Annotated in this window: 15 protein-coding genes; 10 read left to right on the top strand and 5 right to left on the bottom strand. The window is 52.2% G+C overall.

Going from position 1 to position 24027, the window contains the following annotated elements; genetic code table 11:
* Window positions 1-226: 226 nt before the first annotated feature.
* Window positions 227-3241 (top strand): calcium-binding protein, encoded by a 3015-nt coding sequence (locus NEA10_RS09470; protein WP_252665095.1) that lies wholly within the window; start codon window positions 227-229, stop codon window positions 3239-3241.
* A gap of 447 nt (window positions 3242-3688) precedes the next feature.
* A complete protein-coding gene (locus tag NEA10_RS09465; protein ID WP_252665094.1) occupies window positions 3689-6670 on the top strand; it encodes a beta strand repeat-containing protein in 2982 nt (993 codons plus the stop codon).
* Window positions 6671-7351: 681 nt separating this feature from the next.
* On the opposite strand, the gene NEA10_RS09460 is transcribed toward NEA10_RS09465, so the two are convergent.
* Window positions 7352-8251 carry a DUF4351 domain-containing protein gene (locus tag NEA10_RS09460; RefSeq protein ID WP_252665093.1) on the bottom strand — a complete coding sequence of 300 codons (900 nt, stop codon included), beginning with the start codon at window positions 8249-8251 and terminating at the stop codon, window positions 7352-7354.
* A gap of 1356 nt (window positions 8252-9607) precedes the next feature.
* Here NEA10_RS09460 and NEA10_RS09455 point away from each other — a divergent pair.
* On the top strand, window positions 9608-10171 hold the full coding sequence (locus NEA10_RS09455) for a transposase (RefSeq protein WP_252665092.1): 564 nt from the start codon (window positions 9608-9610) through the stop codon (window positions 10169-10171).
* A 183-nt stretch (window positions 10172-10354) separates the two neighbouring features.
* Here the strand turns inward: NEA10_RS09455 and NEA10_RS09450 are convergent, their stop codons facing one another.
* Both NEA10_RS09450 and NEA10_RS09445 read right to left on the bottom strand, forming a co-directional pair.
* Window positions 10355-10627 carry a DUF4351 domain-containing protein gene (locus tag NEA10_RS09450; RefSeq protein WP_252665091.1) on the bottom strand — a complete coding sequence of 91 codons (273 nt, stop codon included), beginning with the start codon at window positions 10625-10627 and terminating at the stop codon, window positions 10355-10357.
* A gap of 353 nt (window positions 10628-10980) precedes the next feature.
* Complete coding sequence (locus NEA10_RS09445; protein ID WP_252665090.1) at window positions 10981-13860, bottom strand: GAF domain-containing sensor histidine kinase; 2880 nt, start codon at window positions 13858-13860, stop codon at window positions 10981-10983.
* A 119-nt stretch (window positions 13861-13979) separates the two neighbouring features.
* Here NEA10_RS09445 and NEA10_RS09440 point away from each other — a divergent pair, with 119 nt between their 5' ends.
* From NEA10_RS09440 to NEA10_RS09415, 6 genes are all read left to right on the top strand, one after another.
* Complete coding sequence (locus NEA10_RS09440) at window positions 13980-15122, top strand: quinone-dependent dihydroorotate dehydrogenase (RefSeq protein WP_252665089.1); 1143 nt, start codon at window positions 13980-13982, stop codon at window positions 15120-15122.
* A gap of 330 nt (window positions 15123-15452) precedes the next feature.
* On the top strand, window positions 15453-16496 hold the full coding sequence (locus NEA10_RS09435) for a DUF262 domain-containing protein (protein ID WP_252665088.1): 1044 nt from the start codon (window positions 15453-15455) through the stop codon (window positions 16494-16496).
* The gene (locus tag NEA10_RS09430) at window positions 16489-17076 is read left to right on the top strand and encodes a HEPN domain-containing protein (RefSeq protein ID WP_252665087.1); all 588 of its coding nucleotides are present in this window, start codon (window positions 16489-16491) and stop codon (window positions 17074-17076) included. The genes NEA10_RS09435 and NEA10_RS09430 overlap by 8 nt, the downstream gene beginning before the upstream one ends.
* A 336-nt stretch (window positions 17077-17412) precedes the next feature.
* The gene (serA, locus tag NEA10_RS09425; RefSeq protein WP_252665086.1) at window positions 17413-18996 is read left to right on the top strand and encodes a phosphoglycerate dehydrogenase; all 1584 of its coding nucleotides are present in this window, start codon (window positions 17413-17415) and stop codon (window positions 18994-18996) included.
* A gap of 99 nt (window positions 18997-19095) precedes the next feature.
* The gene (prmA, locus tag NEA10_RS09420; RefSeq protein WP_252665085.1) at window positions 19096-19989 is read left to right on the top strand and encodes a 50S ribosomal protein L11 methyltransferase; all 894 of its coding nucleotides are present in this window, start codon (window positions 19096-19098) and stop codon (window positions 19987-19989) included.
* A gap of 46 nt (window positions 19990-20035) precedes the next feature.
* On the top strand, window positions 20036-20455 hold the full coding sequence (locus tag NEA10_RS09415) for a hypothetical protein (protein ID WP_252665084.1): 420 nt from the start codon (window positions 20036-20038) through the stop codon (window positions 20453-20455).
* A gap of 290 nt (window positions 20456-20745) precedes the next feature.
* Here the strand turns inward: NEA10_RS09415 and petJ are convergent, their stop codons facing one another.
* Window positions 20746-21078 (bottom strand): cytochrome c6 PetJ, encoded by a 333-nt coding sequence (gene petJ / locus NEA10_RS09410; RefSeq protein WP_252665328.1) that lies wholly within the window; start codon window positions 21076-21078, stop codon window positions 20746-20748.
* Window positions 21079-21442: 364 nt separating this feature from the next.
* On the opposite strand from petJ, the gene smpB reads away from it, so the two are divergent.
* A complete protein-coding gene (gene smpB / locus NEA10_RS09405; protein ID WP_252665083.1) occupies window positions 21443-21913 on the top strand; it encodes an SsrA-binding protein SmpB in 471 nt (156 codons plus the stop codon).
* Window positions 21914-21951: 38 nt separating this feature from the next.
* On the opposite strand, the gene NEA10_RS09400 is transcribed toward smpB, so the two are convergent.
* Window positions 21952-23988, bottom strand: coding sequence for a glycosyltransferase family protein (locus tag NEA10_RS09400; RefSeq protein WP_252665082.1), 2037 nt, complete (start codon window positions 23986-23988; stop codon window positions 21952-21954).
* Window positions 23989-24027 lie beyond the last annotated feature (39 nt).

Genomic DNA, 24027 nt, shown 5'->3' with positions numbered 1-24027 from the left:
ACCCCACCAACCCTCCGCCTGTTCCCTGTTCCCTCTTCCCCTCTTCCCCCTTCTTCCGGGAACAATCCCCCCCCCAACGGAGACTAATAAAACAGACAGCTAGACAAGACCAGCATTTATGCGGTAAATTGGCGACTGTTATGCGTACAGCCAAACTGAGACCAAACCCGTACCGCTCCGCAACGGTACAATACGCAAACCTATAAGCGAAGAAGAGGAGCAGTCAGTGACTAATATCGAAAATAACGACGAAATGATGATGCAAGAAGCAACCGACAATCGGGTGCTTCTCAGCGAAAACGGCGAAAACTTCGTCAGTACCGAAGTCCAAGAAGTCCAAGGACGAGACGGCGACGACACCATCATCGGCGCCCTCAACGCCGTCGAACCCGGCAGCACCCTCTTCGGGAACGCCGGTGACGACTACATCCGTAGCCGAGGCATTGGCGACCGAGTCTTTGGCGGACGCGGTAACGACACCATCGTCAACGATAACGGACGAGCCATTATCTACGGTGACTTAGGAAACGACTTCATCATTGCCAAAGACAGCAACACCACCCTATTCGGCGGTCGCAGCTTCGGTGAACCCAGTTCAGACGAAGGCAAAAACATCCTTCTGTCCCTCGGCGGCAAAAATATCCTCAAAGGCGGCGGCGGTGACGATAGCCTCGTCGGTGAAGAAGGTGGCGACACCATGGCCGGCAACAGCGGCAACGACACCATCTTTGGTGGTCCCCGGGGTGCAAGCTTCCTGTTTGGCAACAAGGGGAACGACATGCTCTTCTCCCGTGCCAAAGATAACCCCGACACCATGTTTGGTGGACAGGGGAATGACATGATTGAGGTCACTGCCCAAAGTACCGCCGATGCACCACGCCTCTTTGGTGGAGTCGGTGACGATACCCTCATTATCGCAGGCTCTGATGGACAAGTTAACGGAGCTATCTTAGTCGGTGACGTCAACCCCGACGGCACCTTCGGTGGGTCTGACGGCGATGAAGGTAAGAACTATCTCTTAGCCGAATCCGGTGAAAACCATCAACTCTTCGGCAACTCCGGTAACGACACCCTTAAAGTCGGCGTCAACATCGGCGTTGGCGTGTCCCTCTTTGGCGGTCGCGGCGACGACGTCCTCCTGGGTGGAACTGATGCGGACAGTGCTGTAACGGGCATGAAAGCCTACGGGGATAAAGGAAACGACACCCTAATCTTCGTCGGTAGCGACTCTGAGTTCTGGGGTGATAATCCCAATATCACCACCGGTTTCGGTAACAACTTCATCCAAATCACCGGGAAGAGCAATGTCCTGCGGGCAGGGAACAAAAACTCCACCGGAACTGACTCTGGCAATAACCAAATTATCGCCATTGCTCCTGAACTCGCCGAAGGTGAAGCAACCAACAATACCCTCTGGGGTGGTGCCGGTGACGATACTATCAACGCTGGCAGCAGTGGTCCGGGAGATGTCCTCATCGGCGGTCCCAACGGCGGTGAAGGGAACAACACCTACATCTTTGGTAACCAGCAGACCATTGAACTCGATACCATTGGTGTCAATACCTACATTGGTGTTAACGCCCTAGAAACGACGGTCACCGTCCGACCCACCGACCGAATTGGTGGTGAGTCGAACTTCGTCGTCAGCGGAGACCAAAGTGGCGTCCATCAAATCGAAGCCGGTGGTGTCAAAACCGGTGCGGGTAATGATTTCATCTCCATTGGTGAGGCAACTGGTCAAACCAATGCTGGAGATGGAAGCGATACTCTCAACTTAGGGAACGTCGGCGGAACCGATGCTGACGCACTTCCCAACACCGTTAGCGGTGGTGCTGGTAATGACGTCATTAACGTTACTGGAACCGATGGGGTTCGGGCTAATGCCGTGCTTGATGGCGGAGCGGGTGATGACACCATTACCATTTCTGAGGGCGCGGTCTTAGGTAAAGTCCTAGGCGGTGATGGCAATGACATTATCCGGACGAAATTCCTCGGTCAAGCCGGTGGTGATGAAATTGGCCTCATTGATGGTGGAGCTGGGAATGATACGATTTCCATCGATACCATGTTTGGTGGCGCTAAAGTCATCGGTGGAGATGGAGATGACTCCATCAATGTTGGGGTAGCCCTCGCTGGTGCGACCTTGCAAGGGGGTCCTGGTGGCGGTAACAAAATCATCCTTCGGGGTGTCGGAACGGATGAAGGCTTTGAGGGTGAAAACTCGGTCATCAATATCACCGGCGGCGCGGGGGCTGATGTCCTCGGGGTTGGAACCGGTGCCACCTACGTCAGTGGCACGGATGCCGTCCGCTTCAATATTGACGGTGGTGCTGGCAATGACATCATCCAGGGGGGACGTTTTGGCGATACTCTCAAGGGTGGTGCGGGTAATGACATCATTTATGGTGGTGCTCCAAATGTCTCTGGTAACGCCATCAATGGCTTCGATCTAGGCGTTCTCGCTAACCTGAAACGTGCCGGCACAGACGAGGCAATCAACCTTCTCGCTTTTGGTGATGGTGATCTGATTGATGTCAGTGGTGGCGACGACACTGTTGTCTTCCGCTCCACGAATGAGACCGGTGCCATTCAAAGCTTCTTTGCGGGTAGCGGCTTTTTGGGTTCATCTGCCGCCAATGGCGCTATCCAGATTGGCAGTAATGCTCCTTTGGTGGGCAATGCCAACCGCTTCCTAGTTGGTGTAGATGGAAAAGCCTTTACCAAAACTACGCTTGGTTCGACTGCTGATGCTCTCGCTTTCTTCACCGGTGCGTTTAACGTCGATACTCTAACAGGTTTCCGAGTTGAGTCGGGTGCAGCGGGCGATCGCATCTTCTTGGACAGCACTGCATTTCCTTTCACTGTATCTGGTTCAATCGCCTCGTTTGAGGGACGTGGAGGCTTGTTCGGCCGTATTTTTGATGGTTCTGGTGCTGTAAGTGGTGGTACTGTTTACACAGAGCCTGCCAACGTCATCAGGCCTGATGGAGCCTTCTTCGAAGCCTTCGTTCTTGGTGCAACTGGGTCAGCTCAGCTAGCCGCAGTTGACTTTAATAACGGCACAACAACTTCCTTGTACTACGATAAAACATCTGGTGGACTGTACTTAGGAACTGGTAATAGCGGTGCAGACCTCATCGCTGTCCTCCCGGTAGGACTAAACCTTAGTGGTCCAGCAAGTGACATTATCTCTGTTGGAGGAATCGGCGACTTCGCTCAACCGGGTATTTCCTTGTTCTAACCCTCAAGAACACTAAATAACCCAATTCCATCCAATTAACCTAACCTCAAAGGGTCGGCCCAACGCCGGCCCTTTTTTCATCTTGACCCCCGATATTTGCAAAAACACCCAGTATCTAACCCCAACCCCCCAACCCAACCCAGCCACCAGAAACCGAGTAGGGGCGAACGGCCGTTCGCCCCTACGTCAAGACCCCCAGTTTCTCAACCCCAGCCAACAACCCCCCAACCAGTCCAGAAACCGAGTGTCTCCAAGACACCCGGTTTCTCTCCCCCAGCCAACAACCCCCCACATCCCCAAAAAACCTTCCAAAACCGGGAACAAACCCCCACCAAAACACGACTACAGCCTCATCCTTCCCCAATCACGTCCCCACGAGTAATTCAGGACGGCCCGAGGGGGCAGCCTCGCAACGACATCTGCCTCAGCATCCCCTATCCCATCCCCATGGATGGAGGTAAACCCGTGACGACAATCCTAGAAGACACAGACAATATCCTCATCGGCGACGACAACAACAACCTCCTCGAAGGCACCGCCGTCGGCGTCATCCTCGGTCTCGACGGAGACGACACCCTCCTCAGCGCCCTCAACCCCACCGAACCCGGCAGCACCCTCTTCGGCAACGCCGGCAACGACTATCTCCGCAGCCGAGGCATCGGCGACCGAGTCTTCGGCGGCGACGGCAACGACACCCTCATCAACGAAAACGGTCGCGCCATCCTCCTCGGCGACCAAGGCAACGACTACCTCCTGGCCCGCGACAGTCGCACCACCCTCTTCGGCGGCGGCAGCGGCGAAGACAGTCCCGACGACGGCAACAACCTCCTCATCTCCCAAGGGGGCAAAAACATCCTCGTCGGCGGCGGCGGCAACGACACCCTCCTCGGACTCCTCGGCGGCGACACGATGGCCGGCCGTGGCGGTGACGACGTTCTCATCGGCGGACCCCAAGGCAAAAACTTCCTCTTCGGCAACCGCGGCCTCGACAGCCTCCTCTCCATCAGCGTCGGCCGCCCCGACAGTCTCTACGGCGGCCAAGGAGACGACAGCCTCGTCGTCGGCAGTGAAAGCAGCGCCGACAACCCCCTCCTCGTCGGCGGCCTCGGCAGCGACAGCCTGCGCCTGGAAAGCGACAGCGTGGACGGCGCCCTCCTCCTCGGCGACGTCGGACTCAGCGGTCAATTTGAAGGCACCGACGCCGGCGACGACTACCTCTACGTCAGCGCCGGCAACAACCACCAACTCTTCGGCAACGCCGGCAACGACAGCCTCCTCCTGGGTGTCAACGTCGGCGTCGGCATCTCCCTCTTCGGCGGTCGCGGCAACGACCTCCTCATGGGAACCGGCGCCGCCAACCTCAAAGCCTTCGGCGACAAAGGCGACGACACCCTCATCCTCGCCGGCAGCGACTCCGAATTTTGGGGCGATAACCCCTTCATGACCAGCGGTTTCGGCAACAACACCGTCATCGGCATCGGCATCGGCAACACCCTACGCGGCGGCAACGACTTCGCCACCGGAACCAACGCCGGCAACAACCACCTCATCGCCAAACTCGGCGACCTGGAACTAGCCGAGGGTCAAGAAAGCAAAAACCTCCTCATGGGAGGCGCCGGCGACGACACCCTCGACGCCAGCCAAAGCGGTCCCGGAGACACCCTCATCGGCGGACTCGACGGCGCCGGCAACAACACCTACATCTTCCGCGCCGGTCAATACATCCAACCGGACCTCTCCGGCATCAACACCTACATCGGCATCGGCGCCGACACCAGCCTCGCCGTCACGGTCCGGGCCCAAGACGTGATTCAAGGGGAAGGCAACTTCTTCATCATCGGCAACCAAAACAACATCCTCTTCCTAGAAAAAGGGGGAATCATCGCCGACAACGGCGACAAGGTCAACATCATCGACATCAGCGGCGACGCCTCCGGCATCACCAAAACCGGCGGCGGCAACGACCAACTCACCCTCGGCAACGTCTCCGGCAGCGTTGACGCCGGCGGCGGCAACGACACCATCACCGTCGCCAACAGCGTCAGCGGCATCATCAACGGCGGCGCCGGCAACGACCTCATCACCGTCAACGGGTCTATCTCCGTGGCCAGCGGCGGTCTCATCAACGGCGGCGACGGCGACGACACCATCCTCCTCCAAGGCGCGGTCTTCGGCCAAGTCAAAGGAGGAACCGGCAAAAACAAAATCACGGCCCTCTCCCTCAAAGACGGCGGCGTCATCGACTGTAGCGAAGGAGAAAACAGCATCAGCCTCACCAACGTCTTCGGCGGCGGTCGAGTCATCGTCGGCGGCATCTCCAACAGCGTCAACGTCAACCTCGCCTATTCCGGCGCCAGTTTCACGGCCCTCTCGGGCAACAATAGCATCCTCCTCGACAGTCTCAGCGCCCCCACCGACGCCGAGGGCAACTTCGTCAGCAGTGACAAAGCCATCACTCTCAGCGGCGGCAACGGCGACGACTTCATCGGTTTGCGTCGAGGCGGCGCCATCCTCAGCGGGTCCATCGGCGTCAGCCTCAACCTCAGTGCCACCGGCGGCAACAACATCATGCAATCGGGAGGGTTTGCGGACGTCATCACCGTGGGCAAAGGGGACGACATCATCTATGGTGGTAAGGCCAGCTTCAGCAACAACCAATACAACGGCTTCGACCTCAACGCCGCCGACGCCGCCAAAATCGCCAACAACTTCCGCTTTGTCAGCGACGGCGACCTTATCAACCTCAGCAAAGGCGGTCAGAACAAAATCGTCTTCCAATCGAAAGTCGAGACTGGCTTTGAACTGCAAGGGGCCTTCAACCGCAACCGCACCCAGTTCATCACCCTAGGAACGGACGGAACCCAGGACTTGAATCTCTCCCGAGACCTCAGCGATCGCAATCTCTTAGTCGGAACCAGCGGTCAATTCCTAACCAGCAACAGTGGCACCACGGTCACCCAAGGGGTTTTCTCCGGTGCGATTGGTGTAGACACCCTAACCAACTTCAACATCACCCGCGACCAAATCGTCCTCGACGAAAGTATCTTCACCCTAAACGCCGCCGCCGGCATCCAACTCTTCCAGGGTCGCGGGGCCCTCTACGGCGTCATTGCCGACGGGTTTGGTGGCAGCAACTACGGCCAGTTCGACAACGTCATCAACGGCAGCGGCTACTTCCACGAATCCTTCGTCATTGGGGCCACCAGTGCCGCCGCCACCACCCTCATCGACTTCAATACTCCGGGTCAACTCTATTTTGACACGCGAGGACGAGGGTTATACCTCGGCTTTGACCAAGGAGCGAAACTCATCGCGCACCTTCCCCAAGTAAACCTCCGAGGAGCGATTGGGGCCAAAGTTGAGAATACCTTTGTCGTCTCGCAACGAATCACCCAACTCGACGATGAAGGTCTAGTGAACCTCTTCTAATGGGAATGGACAGCTGGTGTTTTTGGAAACACTGAATGTCTGACCCTAACAGTCAACCCAACCACATCTGGGTAAACCTGGGTCGAATACCAGAAACCGGGTGTCTTGGAGACACTCGGTTTCTCAAATTCAGAGGTGTTGTGGACACCCGGTGTTTCCAAAAACACCGAGTGTCTGACCCTAACAGTCAACCCAACCACATTTGGGTAAACCTGGGTCGAATACCAGAAACCGGGTGTCTTGGAGACACTCGGTTTCTCAAATTCAGAGGTGTTGTGGACACCCGGTGTTTCCAAAAACACTGAATGTCTGACCCTAACAGTCAACCCAACCACATCTGGGTAAACCTGGGTCGAATACCAGAAACCGGGTGTCTTGGAGACACTCGGTTTCTCAAATTCAGAGGTGTTGTGGACACCCGGTGTTTCCAAAAACACCGAGTGTCTGACCCTAGCGACTAACCCAGCCACATTTGGGTAAACCTGGGTCGAATACCAGAAACCGGGTGTCTTGGAGACACTCAGTTTCTCAAATTCAGAGGTGTTGTGGACACCCGGTGTTTCCAAAAACACCGAGTGTCTGACCCTAGCGACTAACCCAACCACATCTGGGTAAACCTGGGTCGAATACCAGAAACCGGGTGTCTTGGAGACACTCGGTTTCTTAACTTCAGCCTGATAATTAAGCGGTCAAATTAGCTAACCAATCTTGCAAGTCCGAGATATCGGAAAAGTCCAACAACGCCTCAGCCAACCCTTCCAACTCCTCGGAAGACAGACCTCGAACTCGTTGCACTAAAGACTCATCCAGCGTCCCCACCCGACGAGTCAATAACCGTAACACCAGTTCTAACTGACCTTCGAGTTTTCCTTCCCGTTGTCCTTCGAGTTTTCCTTCCCGTTGTCCTTCAACTCGTCCCTCGCGGAACAACTCTTGGGCCAACGGAGATTCACGTAAAACAGCCATATCCCACCTCATAATCTGTTGTACTACCGGCAACTCTAACACAAATGTCGAGAAAAATGAGAGCAACGATTCTAACTCGGATAACTCTTCATCAGCCCGCAATTCCCGCAGGGCCCGACGAACGACTTGTTCTTCATCCCCTCCTTTTAAAATTGGCACAAATGGCAACAAACTGCGGATATTTTGCTCAAACACGAGATTGACATCCACTTCCCACAAGTTGATGACTCGATACTCTTGCAAGGCCCGAATCCCATTAAATTCTGATTCGTAGCGATTGGGGATTTGTGGGTCTTTGACGTGGGGCAAAATGTTGATTAATACGGGATACACGGGTAATTCATATTTTTCTTCGGCTAAGGCGGTATAGACCCTCAGCCGCAGGGGCATTTTTCGAGGATACCGTAGCTGAAGTTCTACGAGAAGCAAGAACTCTCCTAATTCGGGGGTACTCACTTTTAGGAGACTGTCGTTTTCTCGCCCCACCCATTGTAGGTTTGAGTCTAATAGTTCTTCGACTTTGATGTTGGGGCAATTGGTGAGCCAGCTTGCCCAGCTTTCTGGGGCAAGACTGATGAGCTTTTTGCTGCCTAGGTCAGCTTTTTTCTTAACCATAAGAGACCCTGTTATTGCTACTAATAGTATAGCTTAAATTTGAGGGAATTGTGCTAATATAATTAACGTAGGGGCGTACCTTTGTGGTCGCCCTCTCGGTGTCTGGGCCTAGCGACTAACCCAACCACATCTGCGTAAACTTGGGTCGAATACCAGAAACCGGGTGTCTTGGAGACACTCGGTTTCTCAAATTCAGAGGTGTTGTGGACACCCGGTGTTTCCAAAAACACCGAGTGTCTGACCCTAGCGACTAACCCAACCACATCTGCGTAAACTTGGGTCGAATACCAGAAACCGGGTGTCTTGGAGACACTCGGTTTCTCAAATTCAGAGGTGTTGTGGACAGCCGGTGTTTCCAAAAACACCGAGTGTCTGACCCTAGCGACTAACCCAGCCACATCTGGGTAAACTTGGGTCGAATACCAGAAACCGGGTGTCTTGGAGACACTCGGTTTCTCAAATTCAGAGGTGTTGTGGACACCCGGTGTTTCCAAAAACACCGAGTGTCTGACCCTAGCGACTAACCCAACCACATCTGCGTAAACTTGGGTCGAATACCAGAAACCGGGTGTCTTGGAGACACTCGGTTTCTCAAATTCAGAGGTGTTGTGGACAGCCGGTGTTTCCAAAAACACCGAGTGTCTGACCCTAGCGACTAACCCAGCCACATCTGGGTAAACCTGGGTCGAATACCAGAAACCGGGTGTCTTGGAGACACTCGGTTTCTCAAATTCAGAGGTGTTGTGGACAGCCGGTGTTTCCAAAAACACCGAGTGTCTGACCCTAGCGACTAACCCAGCCACATCTGGGTAAACTTGGGTCGAATACCAGAAACCGGGTGTCTTGGAGACACTCGGTTTCTCAAATTCAGAGGTGTTGTGGACACCCGGTGTTTCCAAAAACACCGAGTGTCTGACCCTAGCGACTAACCCAACCACATCTGCGTAAACTTGGGTCGAATACCAGAAACCGGGTGTCTTGGAGACACTCGGTTTCTCAAATTCAGAGGTGTTGTGGACAGCCGGTGTTTCCAAAAACACCGAGTGTCTGACCCTAGCGACTAACCCAGCCACATCTGGGTAAACCTGGGTCGAATACCAGAAACCGGGTGTCTTGGAGACACTCGGTTTCTCAAATTCAGAGGTGTTGTGGACAGCCGGTGTTTCCAAAAACACCGAGTGTCTGACCCTAGCGACTAACCCAGCCACATCTGGGTAAACCTGGGTCGAATACCAGAAACCGGGTGTCTTGGAGACACTCGGTTTCCCCGCTACTGAATCTGGCCCCAACCGAAAATCCCAAACACTCACCCAAAAAACCACTAAAATAACAAAAAACCCCAACCTCCAACCCATCATGGCCTCTCGCAAAACCCCCCTAACCCCCGGCCAGTACTACCACGTCTACAACCGAGGAAACAACCGCCAAACCATCTTCTTCGAGCGAGAAAACTACCACTACTTCCTCACAAGACTCCGCCACTACCTCATCGACCCCCAATACATCGACCTCATCGCCTACTGTCTCATCCCCAACCACTACCATCTCCTCATCCACCTCAAAAACACTGATTTTTCCCAAGCCATGCGAAAATTCAGCCTCTCCTACACCAAAGCCATCAACAAACGATACAACCGAGTGGGTTCACTCTTCCAAGGACCTTTCCAATTCCGCCACATCGATAGTAACTCCTACCTCCTCCACGTCAGCCGTTACATCCACCTCAACCCCGTCGAACACCACGTCACCAACCCCGCCGACTGGGAATTTTCCAGCTATCCCGACTACCTAAACCAGCGACCCGGAAGACTTCCTCAACCTGAAATCATCCTCCAGCAATTCCCCAACCTCGACGCTTACCGTTCCTTCGTCGAAAGTCCCACCCCCACCCCGTCGCTGAGTCACCTCCTCATGGAGTGAACGTTGATTAGACAGCCGGTGTTTCCAAAAACACCGAGTGTCTGACCCTAGCGACTAACCCAACCACATCTGCGTAAACTTGGGTCGAATACCAGAAACCGGGTGTCTTGGAGACACTCGGTTTCCCCGCCACTGAATCGACAGCCGGTGTTTCCAAAAACACTGAGTGTCTTATCCCAACAATTAAGCGGTCAAATTAGCCAGCCAATCTTGCAAATCCGAGACATCAGAAAAGTCCAATAACGCCTCAGCCAACCCTTCCAACTCCTCGGAAGACAGACCTCGAACTCGTTGCACTAAAGACTCATCCAGCGTCCCCACCCGACGAGTCAATAACCGTAACACCAGTTCCAACTGACCTTCCCGTTGTCCTTCGAGTTTTCCTTCCCGTTGTCCTTCAACTCGTCCCTCCCGGAACAACTCTTGGGCCAATGGGGATTCACGTAAAACAGCCATATCCCACCTCATATTTCTTTTTGGTCATTGTAGTTTTTTGCTGTTACTAATAGTATAGATTAAAATATCGCAAATATTATGACTTGTTTGGTTTTTTAGGTGGAAAATGTCAAGTTTTGACACCCGGTGTTTCCCAAACACCGAGTGTCTGACCCTAACCGTTAACCCAACCAAATTTGGGTAAACTTGGGTCGAATACCAGAAACCGGGTGTCTTGAAGACACTCGGTTTCTCTGCCACTTCGGTTTCTCTGCCACTTCGGTTTCTCTGCCACTTCGGTTTCTCTGCCACTTCGGTTTCTCTGCCACTTCGGTTTCTCTGCCACTTTGGTTTCTCTGCTACTGTTGACAGGTTTAAGAATGCCGAGGCACTAATAGACGACTGACAATGCGTCCATCCTCAATCTTCTCAATTAGAAAATCTCCCCCCATCTGACGCATTAAACGCTCGAAAATAATTAACTCTAACCCGGGTGGACGGTCTAGTGGAGAGGCGGCTAGTGCGTCCCGCTTGTTTCGGGGGGCGCTGAGAATCGCAGGCTGGAAGGCTCCTAAAATCCGGGGACTGACTTCACCACCATCCGTAACTGATAGTTCAATAAACTCTGTCCCTGCTTCTCCTTCTGCTGTCACTGGATGATACCAAATATCGATTCTTCCCCCCACGGGCGATCGCCGACAGGCCGCCAGCAACACTTCTACAAACACTAACTCAAACTTGGCTGGATCTGCGTAAAGGCTGACATTTTGGTCTCGATGCACTTGCATCCAAATCTGACGTTTCGCTGTCGCTGGTTCGACTCGCTCCAAAACTCTGGCAAACAACCGCACAATTGAGATCGGCTCCGGTTTCAGTTGTAAACGCCACTGCTCATACTTCAACAGATGAATGGCACCATTGAGACTATCGGAGAGGTGGCGTAACAACTCCTGATGACGCACCTGTTGCACCGATCGCGCCCGACTATCATCGTCCTCTAAATTCGCCACGCCTCCTGTTAAATCTGTTAACTGGGTGAGCTGTTTAATGTCTAAACCAATGCTGCGATAAAGCTCTTCCAAACGGTGCTGTTTATACCAATTCAGGGGGTCAAGGCGATCGCGATAACGATTGAGTCGTTTTTCCAATAACACCGCCCGCCGTCCCCAAGCTAACTGCCCCGCTAATAATTCCAACACCTCCACCTGACGCTCTGTCCACTCCCGTTGAGGAGAATCCGCCACTACAATCACCCCAGTCCCCTTGCTACTCGCAAAGGTTTGTAGCCCGATCGCCCGCAGCACTAAACCTTGCAACGGACCCAACCAAGCTTGACTCACCGCAGGCAGTCGATCAACGGCAACTGGACCAAACACCCCGGAATGAGAGAGCACCTTTTGCAAAAGTCGTTCCTTCTTCACACTCACCTCTTGGCCTGGAGAAATTCCATAGGCCTCCTGCTCCACCAAGGTACTGAGAATCCCCGTTTTGAGCCCCGGTTCCCAGGTCACAAGGCCCACAAAGGAAGATTCCAACATCTGTGCTAGATACTGAATATGACTCGCTTCTGCCGCTTCCCAAGTCTCAGCATTGGCCAAACAATCCAAACTATGACGAATCCCCTTCACCATCTTTTGGTTTTGTTGGCTTTTCTGTTGGATGGCCTGACTGCGGAGAATTTGCCCCACTTGACGACTGGCTAGGGTCACTAACTCCCGTTCTGACTCGGTCCAAACCCGTTCAGACGGCTCCGCAATCACCACAAAGTGTTTCGGAAGTTGTCCAGGTTCCGTATTAGCAATCAGGGGCGATCGCACCCCCGCCTCAATAAACAACGGTTGCCAAGAGGTCAGGCGCATATCCCCCCCGCCTCGGGTAGAGGTTTCATTAAAATCCTCTCCCAACTGGAGCGCGATCGCCCCCTCACTATGTTGCAGCAACTGCCAATCCACAAATGACAGAGAGGGAAATGACTCCCCCGCTTGCCAACCGGAAGCAGTCGGACAGACGGAGAGTAACTCAATCTGATTCGTCTGTGAATCCGCCGAAAACACCAACACCGGCGCATCTCTAAGCCGTCGACTCAGCCGTTGGCTATAGGTGTCCAAATTCGTCCCTTCCTCCGGTAAGGCCAACGTCAAATGCCGATCCTCCTCAATCTCCGCCATGCGCTCTTGTAGATGGGATAAGGGTGTAGCAATCGCCACCAACTGGGCCGCACCGCGAATATAATCCTTCTCCTCCTCCCTCCAAATACGAGCCTCCGTCCCCTCTACCGAGAGAAAACCTAACAACTGTCCTTTAGAGAGAATCGGAGCCGCCAGGAGCGATCGCGCCCCAATTTGCGCCATCAAACGAGTGGTTGCATCTGCCTTTAACGAGGAATACGCCTCACCAATCGCCACCAAGCGATTACCACAAAGAGTTTTATAAAAGCCACCAAACTCCGCCAACGGAATTTCACCAGCTGCCCCAGGTTGAGACCCATTCCGAGTCGTTCTTCGGGGTACACTTTGACCACCGGAATAGGCGGCCTGTTCTCGGCTGCGTAACCAAAACAGCTCGCGATCGCCATCATACCAATAGATATGAGTCCGAGCCGGCATCAAAAACTGTTGCGTCGTCGCCACAATCGTCATGAGACGGTGATCCAAACTCTGAGACTCCTGCAACTGAGACATCATCTCCAACAACGGCTCATGGGGACGTTTCAGCCGTTGACGTTGCTCATCGAGATCCGCTTGATGGAATCCCATCGCCAACTCCCCAAAGAGCATCGAGAGGACAGAACGCTGCTCAACCGAAGGAAAATCTCCCCAAAGATGGGACCCCAACACCACCACCCCAAAACAGAGATGGCGATGACACAAAGGAAACACCGTTGTTCCTTGAATCCCATAGCGACTGGCTAGAGCCTGCCATTCTCCCCCCCGGACTTCCTCCCGTAAATCGGCGACCTGGACAGGGGACTGTTGAATCACCGTCTGCTCCATAATATCCCCAGGACTCAGGGCAAACTGTTGAGGTATTTTCGGCTGACCCTCTTGGGTCAGTTCTCCCGCCACCCCTTGCAGACGATGGCTGAGGCGGTCATAGAGTCCAACCCACAACAGTGCATAGTTAAACTCACGCCGGAGGTAGGCCAGAGTCGTGGTCACTAACCCATCAATGCTCTCCTGCTCCCGGAGGATTTGCAGGGTCTGACTGAGACTAATCAGAGAATTTTTGGAGCTGGTTGCGTGAGCGTCTTGCATAATCCGGGTGGGGAAACAGATCAGTGAATGGCCAAAGAATGTACCTCAGGACTGGGGCCGTGATAGCCCTTGAGTCCAGTGTAGGGTTGAATGAAAAGGATGGAGTTTAAGGGGTTGCCATGAACCTATACCAAGACATTTTTCGCCCAATCCTATTCGCCACAGCCGATCCCGAATGGGTACACCGGCAGTTTATAGCGAGCCTACGATATCTTTCACGCCAGCAGACGGTGATTCCGCCTAACATTGTCGCGCGGGCGATCGCCTCCCAAATGCGGAGCCAATGTTGTTTTCCCGAGGAGCGCCTGCAACAAACCCTCTGGGGTCTAACCTTTCCCAACCCTCTCGGCTTAGCAGCGGGGTTTGACAAAAATGGTGAAGTGGGGCAATTCTGGGGGGCCTTGGGATTTGGATTTGCAGAACTCGGGACGGTGACATGGCATCCCCAACCCGGAAATCCTCCCCCACGACTGTTCCGCCTTATTGAAGACCAGGCTGCCTTAAATCGCATGGGTTTTAATAATTGTGGGGCCAAGATGATGGCCCAGAACTTAACGCCGGTGCGATCGCCCGAACTGCCCCCCATTCCCATCGGCATCAACCTCGGTAAGTCCAAGGTAACAGCCCTAGAGGAGGCAATGGAGGACTACCGCGATAGCTTCGAGGTGTTGCAAGGACTCGGGGACTATTTTGTGGTCAACGTCTCCTCGCCCAACACCCCAGGACTGCGATCGCTCCAGGCTCCGGAACGTTTGGAGCAAATTTTAAAAACCCTGATGGATATCAATGCAGATGCTAAGCCTATTCTAGTCAAAATTGCCCCCGATTTGGAAACCGGGGAAATACAGGCCATTCTCGATCTAGCCCTGGAGCTAGACTTAGGGGGAGTCATTGCCACCAACACCACCATCTCCCGAACGGGGTTAAAAACCCAACGGCTGGCCAAAACAGGAAACTTACTGGAGGACGAAGCCGGAGGTATCAGCGGCGCCCCTCTGAAACAACGCTCCACAGACGTGATTCGGGAAATTTGGCAATACACCGAAGGCAAACTCCCCATCATCGGCACCGGAGGAGTCGCCAGTGCCGATGATGCTTGGGACAAAATCACCGCTGGAGCCAGTTTGCTGGAAGTTTACACCGGCTGGATTTACCAAGGGCCCGGACTCGCCAAACAAGTTCTCTCAGGACTGGTAGCCAAATTGGAGCAACAGGGCTTATCTCACATCTCCCAAGCCGTGGGACTCGCCCATCAAACTTAGACTACCCCGCCTCCTCACTCCTGGCCACTCCTCCTAAGGGGCTTCTACCCTGTCATCCTCCTGAAGAGCCAGAGCCTCCTGAGACTCGGGAGGCTTCAGGGGAGGTAGAGCCGATTACAGCTAGAGCCGCAACACAAGTCTAGCACTTGACAAAATTGTCTTTCCGAGCATAGGCTAGACCAAATACGTTATGCTAAAACAAGCATAAACTAAATCAAGAACGTCGCTAAGGCTTTCGGTTTCTTCATAGCTACCTCCAAAACTTCTATACTTGAGTCATGAACGCCTGACAACAAGCACCCTCACAGACGTAACCGTTGACTATTGACGATGAATAGCCCTATAGCCAGTAACCGCTCTTTGGATTTGTATCCAATAGACTACCCATTCGAGACTTTAATTGCCAGAATAAAAAAAAATAAATTAAAGTTGAATCCAGATTTTCAACGAAAATATAAATGGGATAAAGAAGGTTGGCAGAGAGCCTCACGGTTTATCGAGTCCTGTTTAATGCGAATTCCTTTACCATCCTGTTATTTTGCTGAAGATCAGGAGGGAAATCACTATGTTATTGATGGTGTCCAAAGGCTGACAACAGTCCATCGTTTCTTTGCTGATGAATTCCCCTTAGAAGAGCTTACAGAATTCAAGAATTTAGAAGGAAAATACTTTTCTCAGCTCGGAGATTATCAATCAGAGCTTGAAAATACAACAATTCGCTGCATTATCTTGAGAAAAACCAACCCCCAATATCTCGTCAGAGAGATTTTCTCTCGCCTCAATCAAGGGGCTGTTCAGCTTTCAAGCCAGGAAATTCGTCATGCGCTCTATGGAGGTCCTTTTGATGACCTGCTGACTGAGTTGGCAGAACGTGACGAAATCAAAAAATTTAAACTAGGAAAATCAGGTCAGAGTAAAAAAGACTCCCTAGAAGCTGAAGAACAAGTCTTGCGTTACTTCGCTTTGCGAGATAGTTTGGATGTCTACCAAGGCCGACTTTCTAAGTACTTAGATGAGTACATGGAAAGAAATCAAAACATATCGGAGCAAAAAATAAATGAATTTCGAGAAGAATTTCATCAGACACTAGATAAGTGCGTAGCGGTGTTTGGCGATACAGTTTTTGTCAATACAACTAAGGAACGAACTCGTCAAAGCCTCATCTACTACGATCTGCTAATGCACAGTTTCCGAAATCGTTCTAAAGAGAGTTTAACCTCCAAGAAGAATGTTATTCAATCTAAATTTCAAGAACTTTGTCAGGAGCCTGAGTTTCGTAGCTCGATAAATAGTGGTTCGCAAAACAAAAACTCTATTTTACGAAGGCGGAAAATGTGGGAAGAAAAGTTAGAAGAAGTATGTTCTGATGAGTAGAAATTATCAGACTGACATTTACAAAAAATATTTGGAGCTATACGAAGATTTGAGAACTATTGTACATGAAACAGAGAAAAGAGTTACACAGGTTGATGCAGCCCCAGATCCATTTTTTTCTGAAAATTATAATTTTATGACTAAAGCATTTTTGGTCAACATTTGTATCTACCTAGAATCGTACACCAAAGATATTGTCTGTCATAAAATAGATAGTATTAATAGGATCTTGGCAACGTCAGAGATTCCCTACAACTTAGTTAAGTGGTCAATTCAATTTCCTAAAGATTTGAAAGATGCTGAGTTGCGATTTGAGAATATGAGAATAACAATAAAAAGGCAGGATATAGATTCATATATATCTGGAAATCCCTATAAAGTGCTGCGACTCCTCAAAAGGCTGGGTTTGGATTTAAAGATTTCCCAGGAAAGATTAGAGCTAATAGACAGTATTGTGAAAAAGCGAAATCAGATTATTCACCAAAATAGCGATGCGAGTGACATCTCCCTATCTGACATTTTAAGATATATTGATGAAGTATTAGAGTACATGCTTATCTTAGATCATAGCCTAGCCTGACCGGAGGTATCCCTGAGACATGACAGCAGAGGTGTCAGCCAGGTTGCTGCCAAACGGGTTTCTAGCCCAGAGAGGGTCAATCAGTCCTAAAATCGGCAGGTCTAGTCCTTTCCTGAAGGAGTTCTGGTAGCATCTAGGGAACAGTTAGCTAAAGATCGAGAAAAAAAGCGCCCTCGGTGCAGCTTTCCCGATACAATGGCTATCTGCGGGCGGGCGGTGGAGCAGTGTGTCTTTAAGCTGCAAACGTCAAATCACCAGCGATCGCGCCCTCTTCTCCCTAACCGACACACGAGCGATGGGGAGGGGTTGCCATAAGCGAACACCAAGCTGCACATTATGCCAAAAGTTCTTGTTTCCGATTCCGTCGATCGCGCAGGGATCGAAATTCTCTCTCAAGTCGCGCAAGTTGATGAAAAAACCGGACTGCCTCTGTCCGACCTCATCTCGATTATCCCCGAGTACGATGCTTTGATGATTCGTTCGGGAACCCAAGTCACCAAAGAGGTCATTGAAGCCGGCGCACAACTGAAAATCATTGGTCGCGCCGGGGTGGGGGTGGATAACGTCGATGTGGCGGCGGCCACCCGTCAGGGGATTGTCGTCGTCAACTCTCCCGAAGGAAACACCATTGCTGCGGCTGAACATGCCTTAGCGATGATGATGTCCCTCTCTCGCTATGTCCCCGATGCTAACCACTCCGTCAAAAGCGGGGACTGGAATCGTAAAGCCTTTATCGGCGCAGAAATTTACAAGAAAACCCTGGGATTGATTGGCTTAGGTAAAATCGGCTCCCATGTGGCGAATGTTGCTAAAGCGATGGGGATGAAACTCATTGCCTATGATCCCTATATCTCCAATGAACGGGCCGAACAAATTGGCTGCCGTTTGGTGGAACTCGATGTTCTGATTCAAGAAGCCGACTATATCACCCTGCATATTCCCCGCACCGAGGAAACCGCCAACCTCATCAACGCCGAGGCCCTGGCTAAAATGAAACCCACGGCCCGCATTATCAATTGTGCTCGGGGAGGACTCATCGATGAAGCGGCCCTGGCCGAAGCGGTGAAAGAAGGACGCATCGCCGGTGCGGCGCTCGATGTCTTTGGCAATGAACCCCTGGAAGAGGACTCTCCCCTCCGGGATGGCGGTAAAAACTTGATTCTGACTCCCCACCTGGGGGCCTCCACCGCTGAGGCTCAGGTGAATGTTGCCGTGGATGTGGCCGAACAAATTCGCGATGTGCTGCTGGGACTTCCCGCTCGTTCGGCCGTCAATATCCCCGGACTCTATCCCGATGCGTTGGCTAAACTCCGTCCCTATCTAGAACTGGCCGAGACCCTGGGAAATATGGTGGGACAACTGGCCGGGGGCCGGGTGGAGTCTCTGACGATTTCCCTACAAGGGGATTTGGCCAATCAAGACAGCAAGCCGATTACCATTGCCGCTCTCAAAGGCCTATTGACCCCCGCTCTACGGGAACGGGTCAATTATGTGAATGCCAACATTGAAGCCAAGGAACGGGGCATCCGTATTATTGAAATGCGCGATGCTTCAGTTCGCGACTATACGGATTCCCTCCATCTCGAAGCCAAAGGCTCCCGGGGCCAGCATACGGTCACGGGGGCGCTGCTGGGGGATGGGGAACTGCGCATTACCAACGTGGATGAGTTCCCGGTGAATGTGCCACCGATTCAACATATGCTCTTTACCCGTCACCGGGATATGCCGGGGATTATTGGCCGCATTGGCTCCCTGTTGGGTAGCTTTAATGTCAACATTGCCAGTATGCAGGTCGGACGCAAGATTGTCCGGGGTGATGCGGTGATGGTACTGAGTTTGGATGATCCCTTACCCGAAGGCATTTTAGAGGAAATTCTCAAGGTGTCTGGAATTCGTGACGCCTATACCGTCACAATGTAGGCAGACTCAGGGGGTCTAGGGCGATCGCTCCTCAGCAGCCCCGTCGGGCGATCGCCTCCTCAGGACCTGGAGCAGCCGAACTTAAGATTGAGAGGAGTTATGAGCAGTAGCTGGTGGGAAATCCAAATTTTGGGACATCCAGCGTTAGAGGAAACCATTTTCTGGCGTTTGGAAAACTTCGGCTGTCGGGGAGTGGTGAGTGAAGCACAAGCAGACTCCTGTTTGATGCGAGCCTATCTCCATCAAGATCGGGTGCAAATGCTGGACTTAGCGGCCCTATCCCTCTGGCTACGCCAGGATGCGATCGCCATTGATTTACCCCCGCCAGGGACTCGTTGGCATCTGATTGAGGAGGAAGATTGGTCCAGTAGCTGGAAGGAACATTGGCAGCCGACGGATATTGGCGATCGCTTTATCGTCTATCCCGCCTGGCTCGATCCCCCCCAAGGGAGCGATCGCATTCTCCTGAAACTCGATCCCGGGGTGGCCTTCGGCACCGGGGCCCACGCCACCACCCAACTCTGTCTGGAATCCCTAGAAATGCGTTTCAGTCTCGGTGAAGAACATCCCGTCATCGCCGATATTGGCTGTGGTTCGGGGATTCTTTCCATTGGGGCCGCCCTATTGGGGGCGAAAAAGATTTACGCTGTAGATGTGGACCCCTTGGCGGTGAAAGCCGCTCGGGCCAATCAAGCCCTCAATAACATTTCCAGCGAGATCATGGTGGTGGAAGAGGGCAGCCTCGATCGCATCCCCAGTCTAGCCAATCATCAACCCGTCGACGCCATCCTCTGTAATATCTTGGCGGAAACCATTGTCGAGCTGGTTCCCCAAATGAGTGCCATTGCCGCTCCCCATACCTGGGGGGTCATCAGTGGGGTTCTCCTCGAACAAGCCAAACCCATGGCAGATGTCTTAGAACAACATGGCTGGATTGTGGCAACCCTCTGGAAACGCCAAGAATGGTGTTGTTTTAACATTCGCCGCAGTTAGAGTGCGGCCACGGTAACCGATGATGATGACTCAAGATTGAGGAGCTATGGCTGAGGAATTGCAAGTTCGCTATCGGCGAGGGATTGGTATCACCTTAGTGATGGCCTCTATTTTTGTTCTTTTAGATGCCTTTGTCGTCTCTTTGAAGGGAGGATTTCCCTTTAGCCTCATCTCCGGTTTTATTACCCTCTATGGAGGCTATTTATTTGTCAATAAAACCTATCTCACCCTCTCGAAGCATGAATTAACTCTGTATAAATTGACGGGAAAACTCGATCGTACCTACACGCTGCGATCGCTCAAAGACCTCAGCCTTGACAATAACCAGATTGTCTATTGCCCCAAAAAAACAGCCACCGGTATTCCCATCTACCCATGGCTCTGTCATCAAGAGGATTGGCAAAACCTCCTACGGGCGATCGAAACCTCCAGCCTTGCCCCTGACGACAATCTTAACCAAACGTAAAAAAATTCCCTCCCCCGCCTCGACCTAGCGATGTCGTCTACAATATCAAAACAGCCAACCGATACCATGACCCCCTTGAGGAGATTTGCCTATGACCCCCCATGAACTCTTGATGCTAGTCCTGTTACTCTCACCCGGCTTGCTCCTATCCGCCCTAGTCATGGGAGCCTTTTCCCGAGGAGGCTAGCCTCCCTCAGCCCCCAAAATAGCCGCGTGCCGGAGTGGACATCAAACAGCCCAACTCCCTCACGCGGCTTTTAGGGTTAACCTGAATGAGTTAGATTAAGGGTTTACCAACCACTTTCAGCTTTGGAGATCACATAGGCCGCCACATCAGCAATGTCTGTGGCGCTTAAACGCCCCTTAAAGGCAGGCATGGCGTTCTTGCCATTCGTCACTTGGTTGATAATAGCTTCTTCAGATGCCATATCATATTTCTCCAACGCATCCTTGCGTAGGGTTTTGGCCGCATTGACCACATTGCCACCCCCGGCATGACACGCAGCACAGTTGGCACTGAAAATTTTAGCGCCGCTGGCAACGTCACCGGCGTAAGCGGTTCCACTTAAGCTAAATAGAGCTAAGGCTGCAAAAACCAAGACTGTAGAAATAAGCTTTTTCAACACGGGTTCTCCTTTCATTAAAATGGTTGAAACGATGAGATCTAATGGGGGCTATTTGCTGACGAGTCTGTCTTAGCGAAAACAATCCAATTTGTCAAAAGACGGCTTGTCATACTACCCTAAACAGGTGTTAAGCCCCCCTTCGATGCTCTCGTTGGGATTGGAAGCTATCTTCGAGTTTATCATGGAGTCTGGGTACATTTAAACTCCCTATTCGATTTTTTGTAAACTTTTGTAAGCTCATGGCCATGTTTTCAGCCCTAAATTTAGACGTGAGATTCAGGCAACAGTCGCAAAAATTCCCTAACCGCGCTTAAATAAAGATAAGAGTAACTTAACCACAATCACCCACGAAAGAATACCTATGGCAAAAGATACCAGTTCCGGCTATAAAGTTATTGCAGATAACCGACAGGCTCGCTATCGCTATAGCATCCTGGAAACGTACGAAGCCGGGTTAGCCTTACAGGGGACTGAAGTGAAGTCCATCCGTCAAGGCCGGGTGAATCTGCGGGATGGCTATGCTCTAATTCGGGGTAATGAAGCCTGGCTGCATAATGTTCATATCTCCCCCTATGACATTGCTAGTCAGTATTTTAACCATGACCCATTGCGAAACCGGAAGTTACTCCTACATCGCAATGAGATTCGCAAATTGATCGGGAAAGTCGAACAACAAGGACTAACCCTTGTCCCCCTCAAACTCTATCTTAAAAATGGTTGGGTCAAGGTCAGTATTGGCTTAGCCAAAGGGAAGAAACTTCATGATAAGCGGGACAGCCTCAAACGCAAGCAACAAGACCGTGAAATTGCTCGGGTCATGAAATCTTATTAAACCATATTCCCATATACAGGATTTTTCTTTAATATCAGCTACCGTACTGTAAGCTGCCTTAATTGAACGGACATAGGAGTTGCAGGGGTTAACGTCAGTAGCAAATAGGCAGCGGGTTCCTCGGAGGTGAGGGTGATAGACTCTGAGATAACCTCAGCCGTGGCGATGCTCTCACCCTGAGCGTTGAGTAGATGAGCCGCAAGAGATAGGGGATTGGGATGAGGGGAAACGCCAAGGCGAACAGACTGGGGATTGGGAAATTCACCAATATAGAGGAGATGTAACGGCTCAGATAGGCTCTCAAGGGTGAAATTGGCGGGATTACTCCCCTGATATTGTCCCTGGAGGGGAATCCTCGGGGAAAGATTGAGCCAATCTGACTGTAGGCCGGGGCGATCGCGGAAACGGGATTGCATCTCAATCAAGGTATTGACGGCGGTTTGCCAATCTGTGGGCCGTCGTCGCCGATAGAGAAACACCCTCACATCGTTTTCTAGTCTAAAGGTATCCGGGAGCCGCTCAAAATCCTCGGTGATAGCCCAGGATTCCTCAAATATCTCATAGGGAACCGCAATCACCTGCTGTTGCGGTCGGGGTAAATGATATTGCAGAGGTTCCGCTAACACGATGTACTCAGCGGCTAAGAGGGGTTCTAGGGGATAAATACTATTGGAGTCAGCCGTGGGAAGTCCGATAATGTCAAGTCCACAGGGAATATGACAAGACAGGGGAATCGACTCCGGGGCGTATTTCTGCCAATGGGCGTTGCGAATTAAGCCGCGATTGAGAGAACTGGAGGCGGCGATGAGGTGAACTGGCTCATCATTGGGGGTTAATTCATGGAGAGTCTCCACCAAACGCAGCAGTTCCTGAGTGTCTCCCCGCACGAGGGGGGGATGGGCGCTGGCGAAAAGGTGGCGGCCCGGAAACGTCTGGGTTCCCAGAGGAGTCAGGGCTAAGATGAGATTCAGACACAACAGCCCCAGTAGCCATGGCCGGGAATGGCGAGAGAGCGATCGCCAGAGTAGACTCATCCCCACAATCACCACAGGAGTCAGATGCAGGGTGTAATGGACAGAATCGTAGCGCAGTAGGAACACCTGGAAGGCGATCGCCAACCCTCCCCACAGCAGCAAAAACGCGCCGGCCCGTCTCTCCAGAGGCTGATAGCGCCAACAACGCCAAATCCCCCAAATCACGAATCCCCAGATGAGATAGCCATAGGCGGAGGCGAAATAGTCGATACTTTCAGGAATAGGGACACTGAAAGAGGCATACACCGCCCGATGATTAGCCGTGAGGGCGCGATAGGTGAAGCCTGGGGCAACTAGCAGCAGCACAGCCAAGCCAGACAGGGCCATCGCTGCCATAGTGCAACTATAGTGCCAAAGCTGCCGTTTCAGTTTAGCGGTAGATGTCCAGGGATGCGATCGCAGCAGCAGCCAGAGTTCCACCAGGGCGATCGCCCCCCCCACCGCCAGGCCCCCATAGGCGAAGTGGCGACGAAACAACACCGCTAACCCCAACAACCCCCCAATCCCCGGAAACCGCCACCAGCCCTCCCTTCCCAGATACAAACCACTGGCCGCCACCACACAGAGCATCCCCACCGTATCCGGAAATCCCCGCAAACTAGGAATCCAAGTCATCGGCATGAGGCCCCCCAGCATCAGCCCCCGATAGAACGAGGTTTTCCGTTGAACCGTGGGTTCGAGATACCGCAATACATAAGCCGTTAGGGCAAGAAACGGCAACCCATAGAGGACAATTAGGCTGAGAATATAAACCAGTCGCGAGGTTCCAAAAACCAGAGCAATGGGCAACAGGGGAATCCCATAGAGCAAATTATAATCCCCATTGAGAGAATTAAGAATCCGCTCAACCCCCAGTTCAAATGACCCTTGAAACGCCAAAACCAGTTCCGTCACACGATGCTGATAAACAACAAAATCCGTCCAGTAAAACGTCCGTTCACTGACCACATAAAGCCCAGACAAGAGAATCGGCACAAGCCACCACACCTCCCTGAGCCACCGACTCACCCCTATGCCCAATCGCACATGTTTCGACACCATAACCTCGCCTCAAAACAGGAAGCCGAGCCACCTATCCCC

Source organism: Phormidium yuhuli AB48, assembly GCF_023983615.1.
GTDB classification, from domain to species: Bacteria; Cyanobacteriota; Cyanobacteriia; order Cyanobacteriales; family Geitlerinemataceae; genus Sodalinema; species Sodalinema yuhuli.
The sequence above is the reverse complement of the archived record's forward strand: the minus strand, read 5'-3'. Positions and strand labels throughout refer to the sequence as shown.

Excerpts from the sequence above, each read along its gene's own strand:
- NEA10_RS09465 (WP_252665094.1), top strand. The coding sequence starts at position 3,689 with ATGGATGGAGGTAAACCCGTGACGACAATCCTAGAAGACACAGACAAT.
- NEA10_RS09460 (WP_252665093.1), bottom strand. The coding sequence starts at position 8,251 with ATGGTTAAGAAAAAAGCTGACCTAGGCAGCAAAAAGCTCATCAGTCTT.
- NEA10_RS09455 (WP_252665092.1), top strand. The coding sequence starts at position 9,608 with ATGGCCTCTCGCAAAACCCCCCTAACCCCCGGCCAGTACTACCACGTC.
- NEA10_RS09450 (WP_252665091.1), bottom strand. The coding sequence starts at position 10,627 with ATGGCTGTTTTACGTGAATCCCCATTGGCCCAAGAGTTGTTCCGGGAG.
- NEA10_RS09445 (WP_252665090.1), bottom strand. The coding sequence starts at position 13,860 with ATGCAAGACGCTCACGCAACCAGCTCCAAAAATTCTCTGATTAGTCTC.
- NEA10_RS09440 (WP_252665089.1), top strand. The coding sequence starts at position 13,980 with ATGAACCTATACCAAGACATTTTTCGCCCAATCCTATTCGCCACAGCC.
- NEA10_RS09435 (WP_252665088.1), top strand. The coding sequence starts at position 15,453 with ATGAATAGCCCTATAGCCAGTAACCGCTCTTTGGATTTGTATCCAATA.
- NEA10_RS09430 (WP_252665087.1), top strand. The coding sequence starts at position 16,489 with ATGAGTAGAAATTATCAGACTGACATTTACAAAAAATATTTGGAGCTA.
- serA (WP_252665086.1), top strand. The coding sequence starts at position 17,413 with ATGCCAAAAGTTCTTGTTTCCGATTCCGTCGATCGCGCAGGGATCGAA.
- prmA (WP_252665085.1), top strand. The coding sequence starts at position 19,096 with ATGAGCAGTAGCTGGTGGGAAATCCAAATTTTGGGACATCCAGCGTTA.
- NEA10_RS09415 (WP_252665084.1), top strand. The coding sequence starts at position 20,036 with ATGGCTGAGGAATTGCAAGTTCGCTATCGGCGAGGGATTGGTATCACC.
- smpB (WP_252665083.1), top strand. The coding sequence starts at position 21,443 with ATGGCAAAAGATACCAGTTCCGGCTATAAAGTTATTGCAGATAACCGA.
- NEA10_RS09400 (WP_252665082.1), bottom strand. The coding sequence starts at position 23,988 with ATGGTGTCGAAACATGTGCGATTGGGCATAGGGGTGAGTCGGTGGCTC.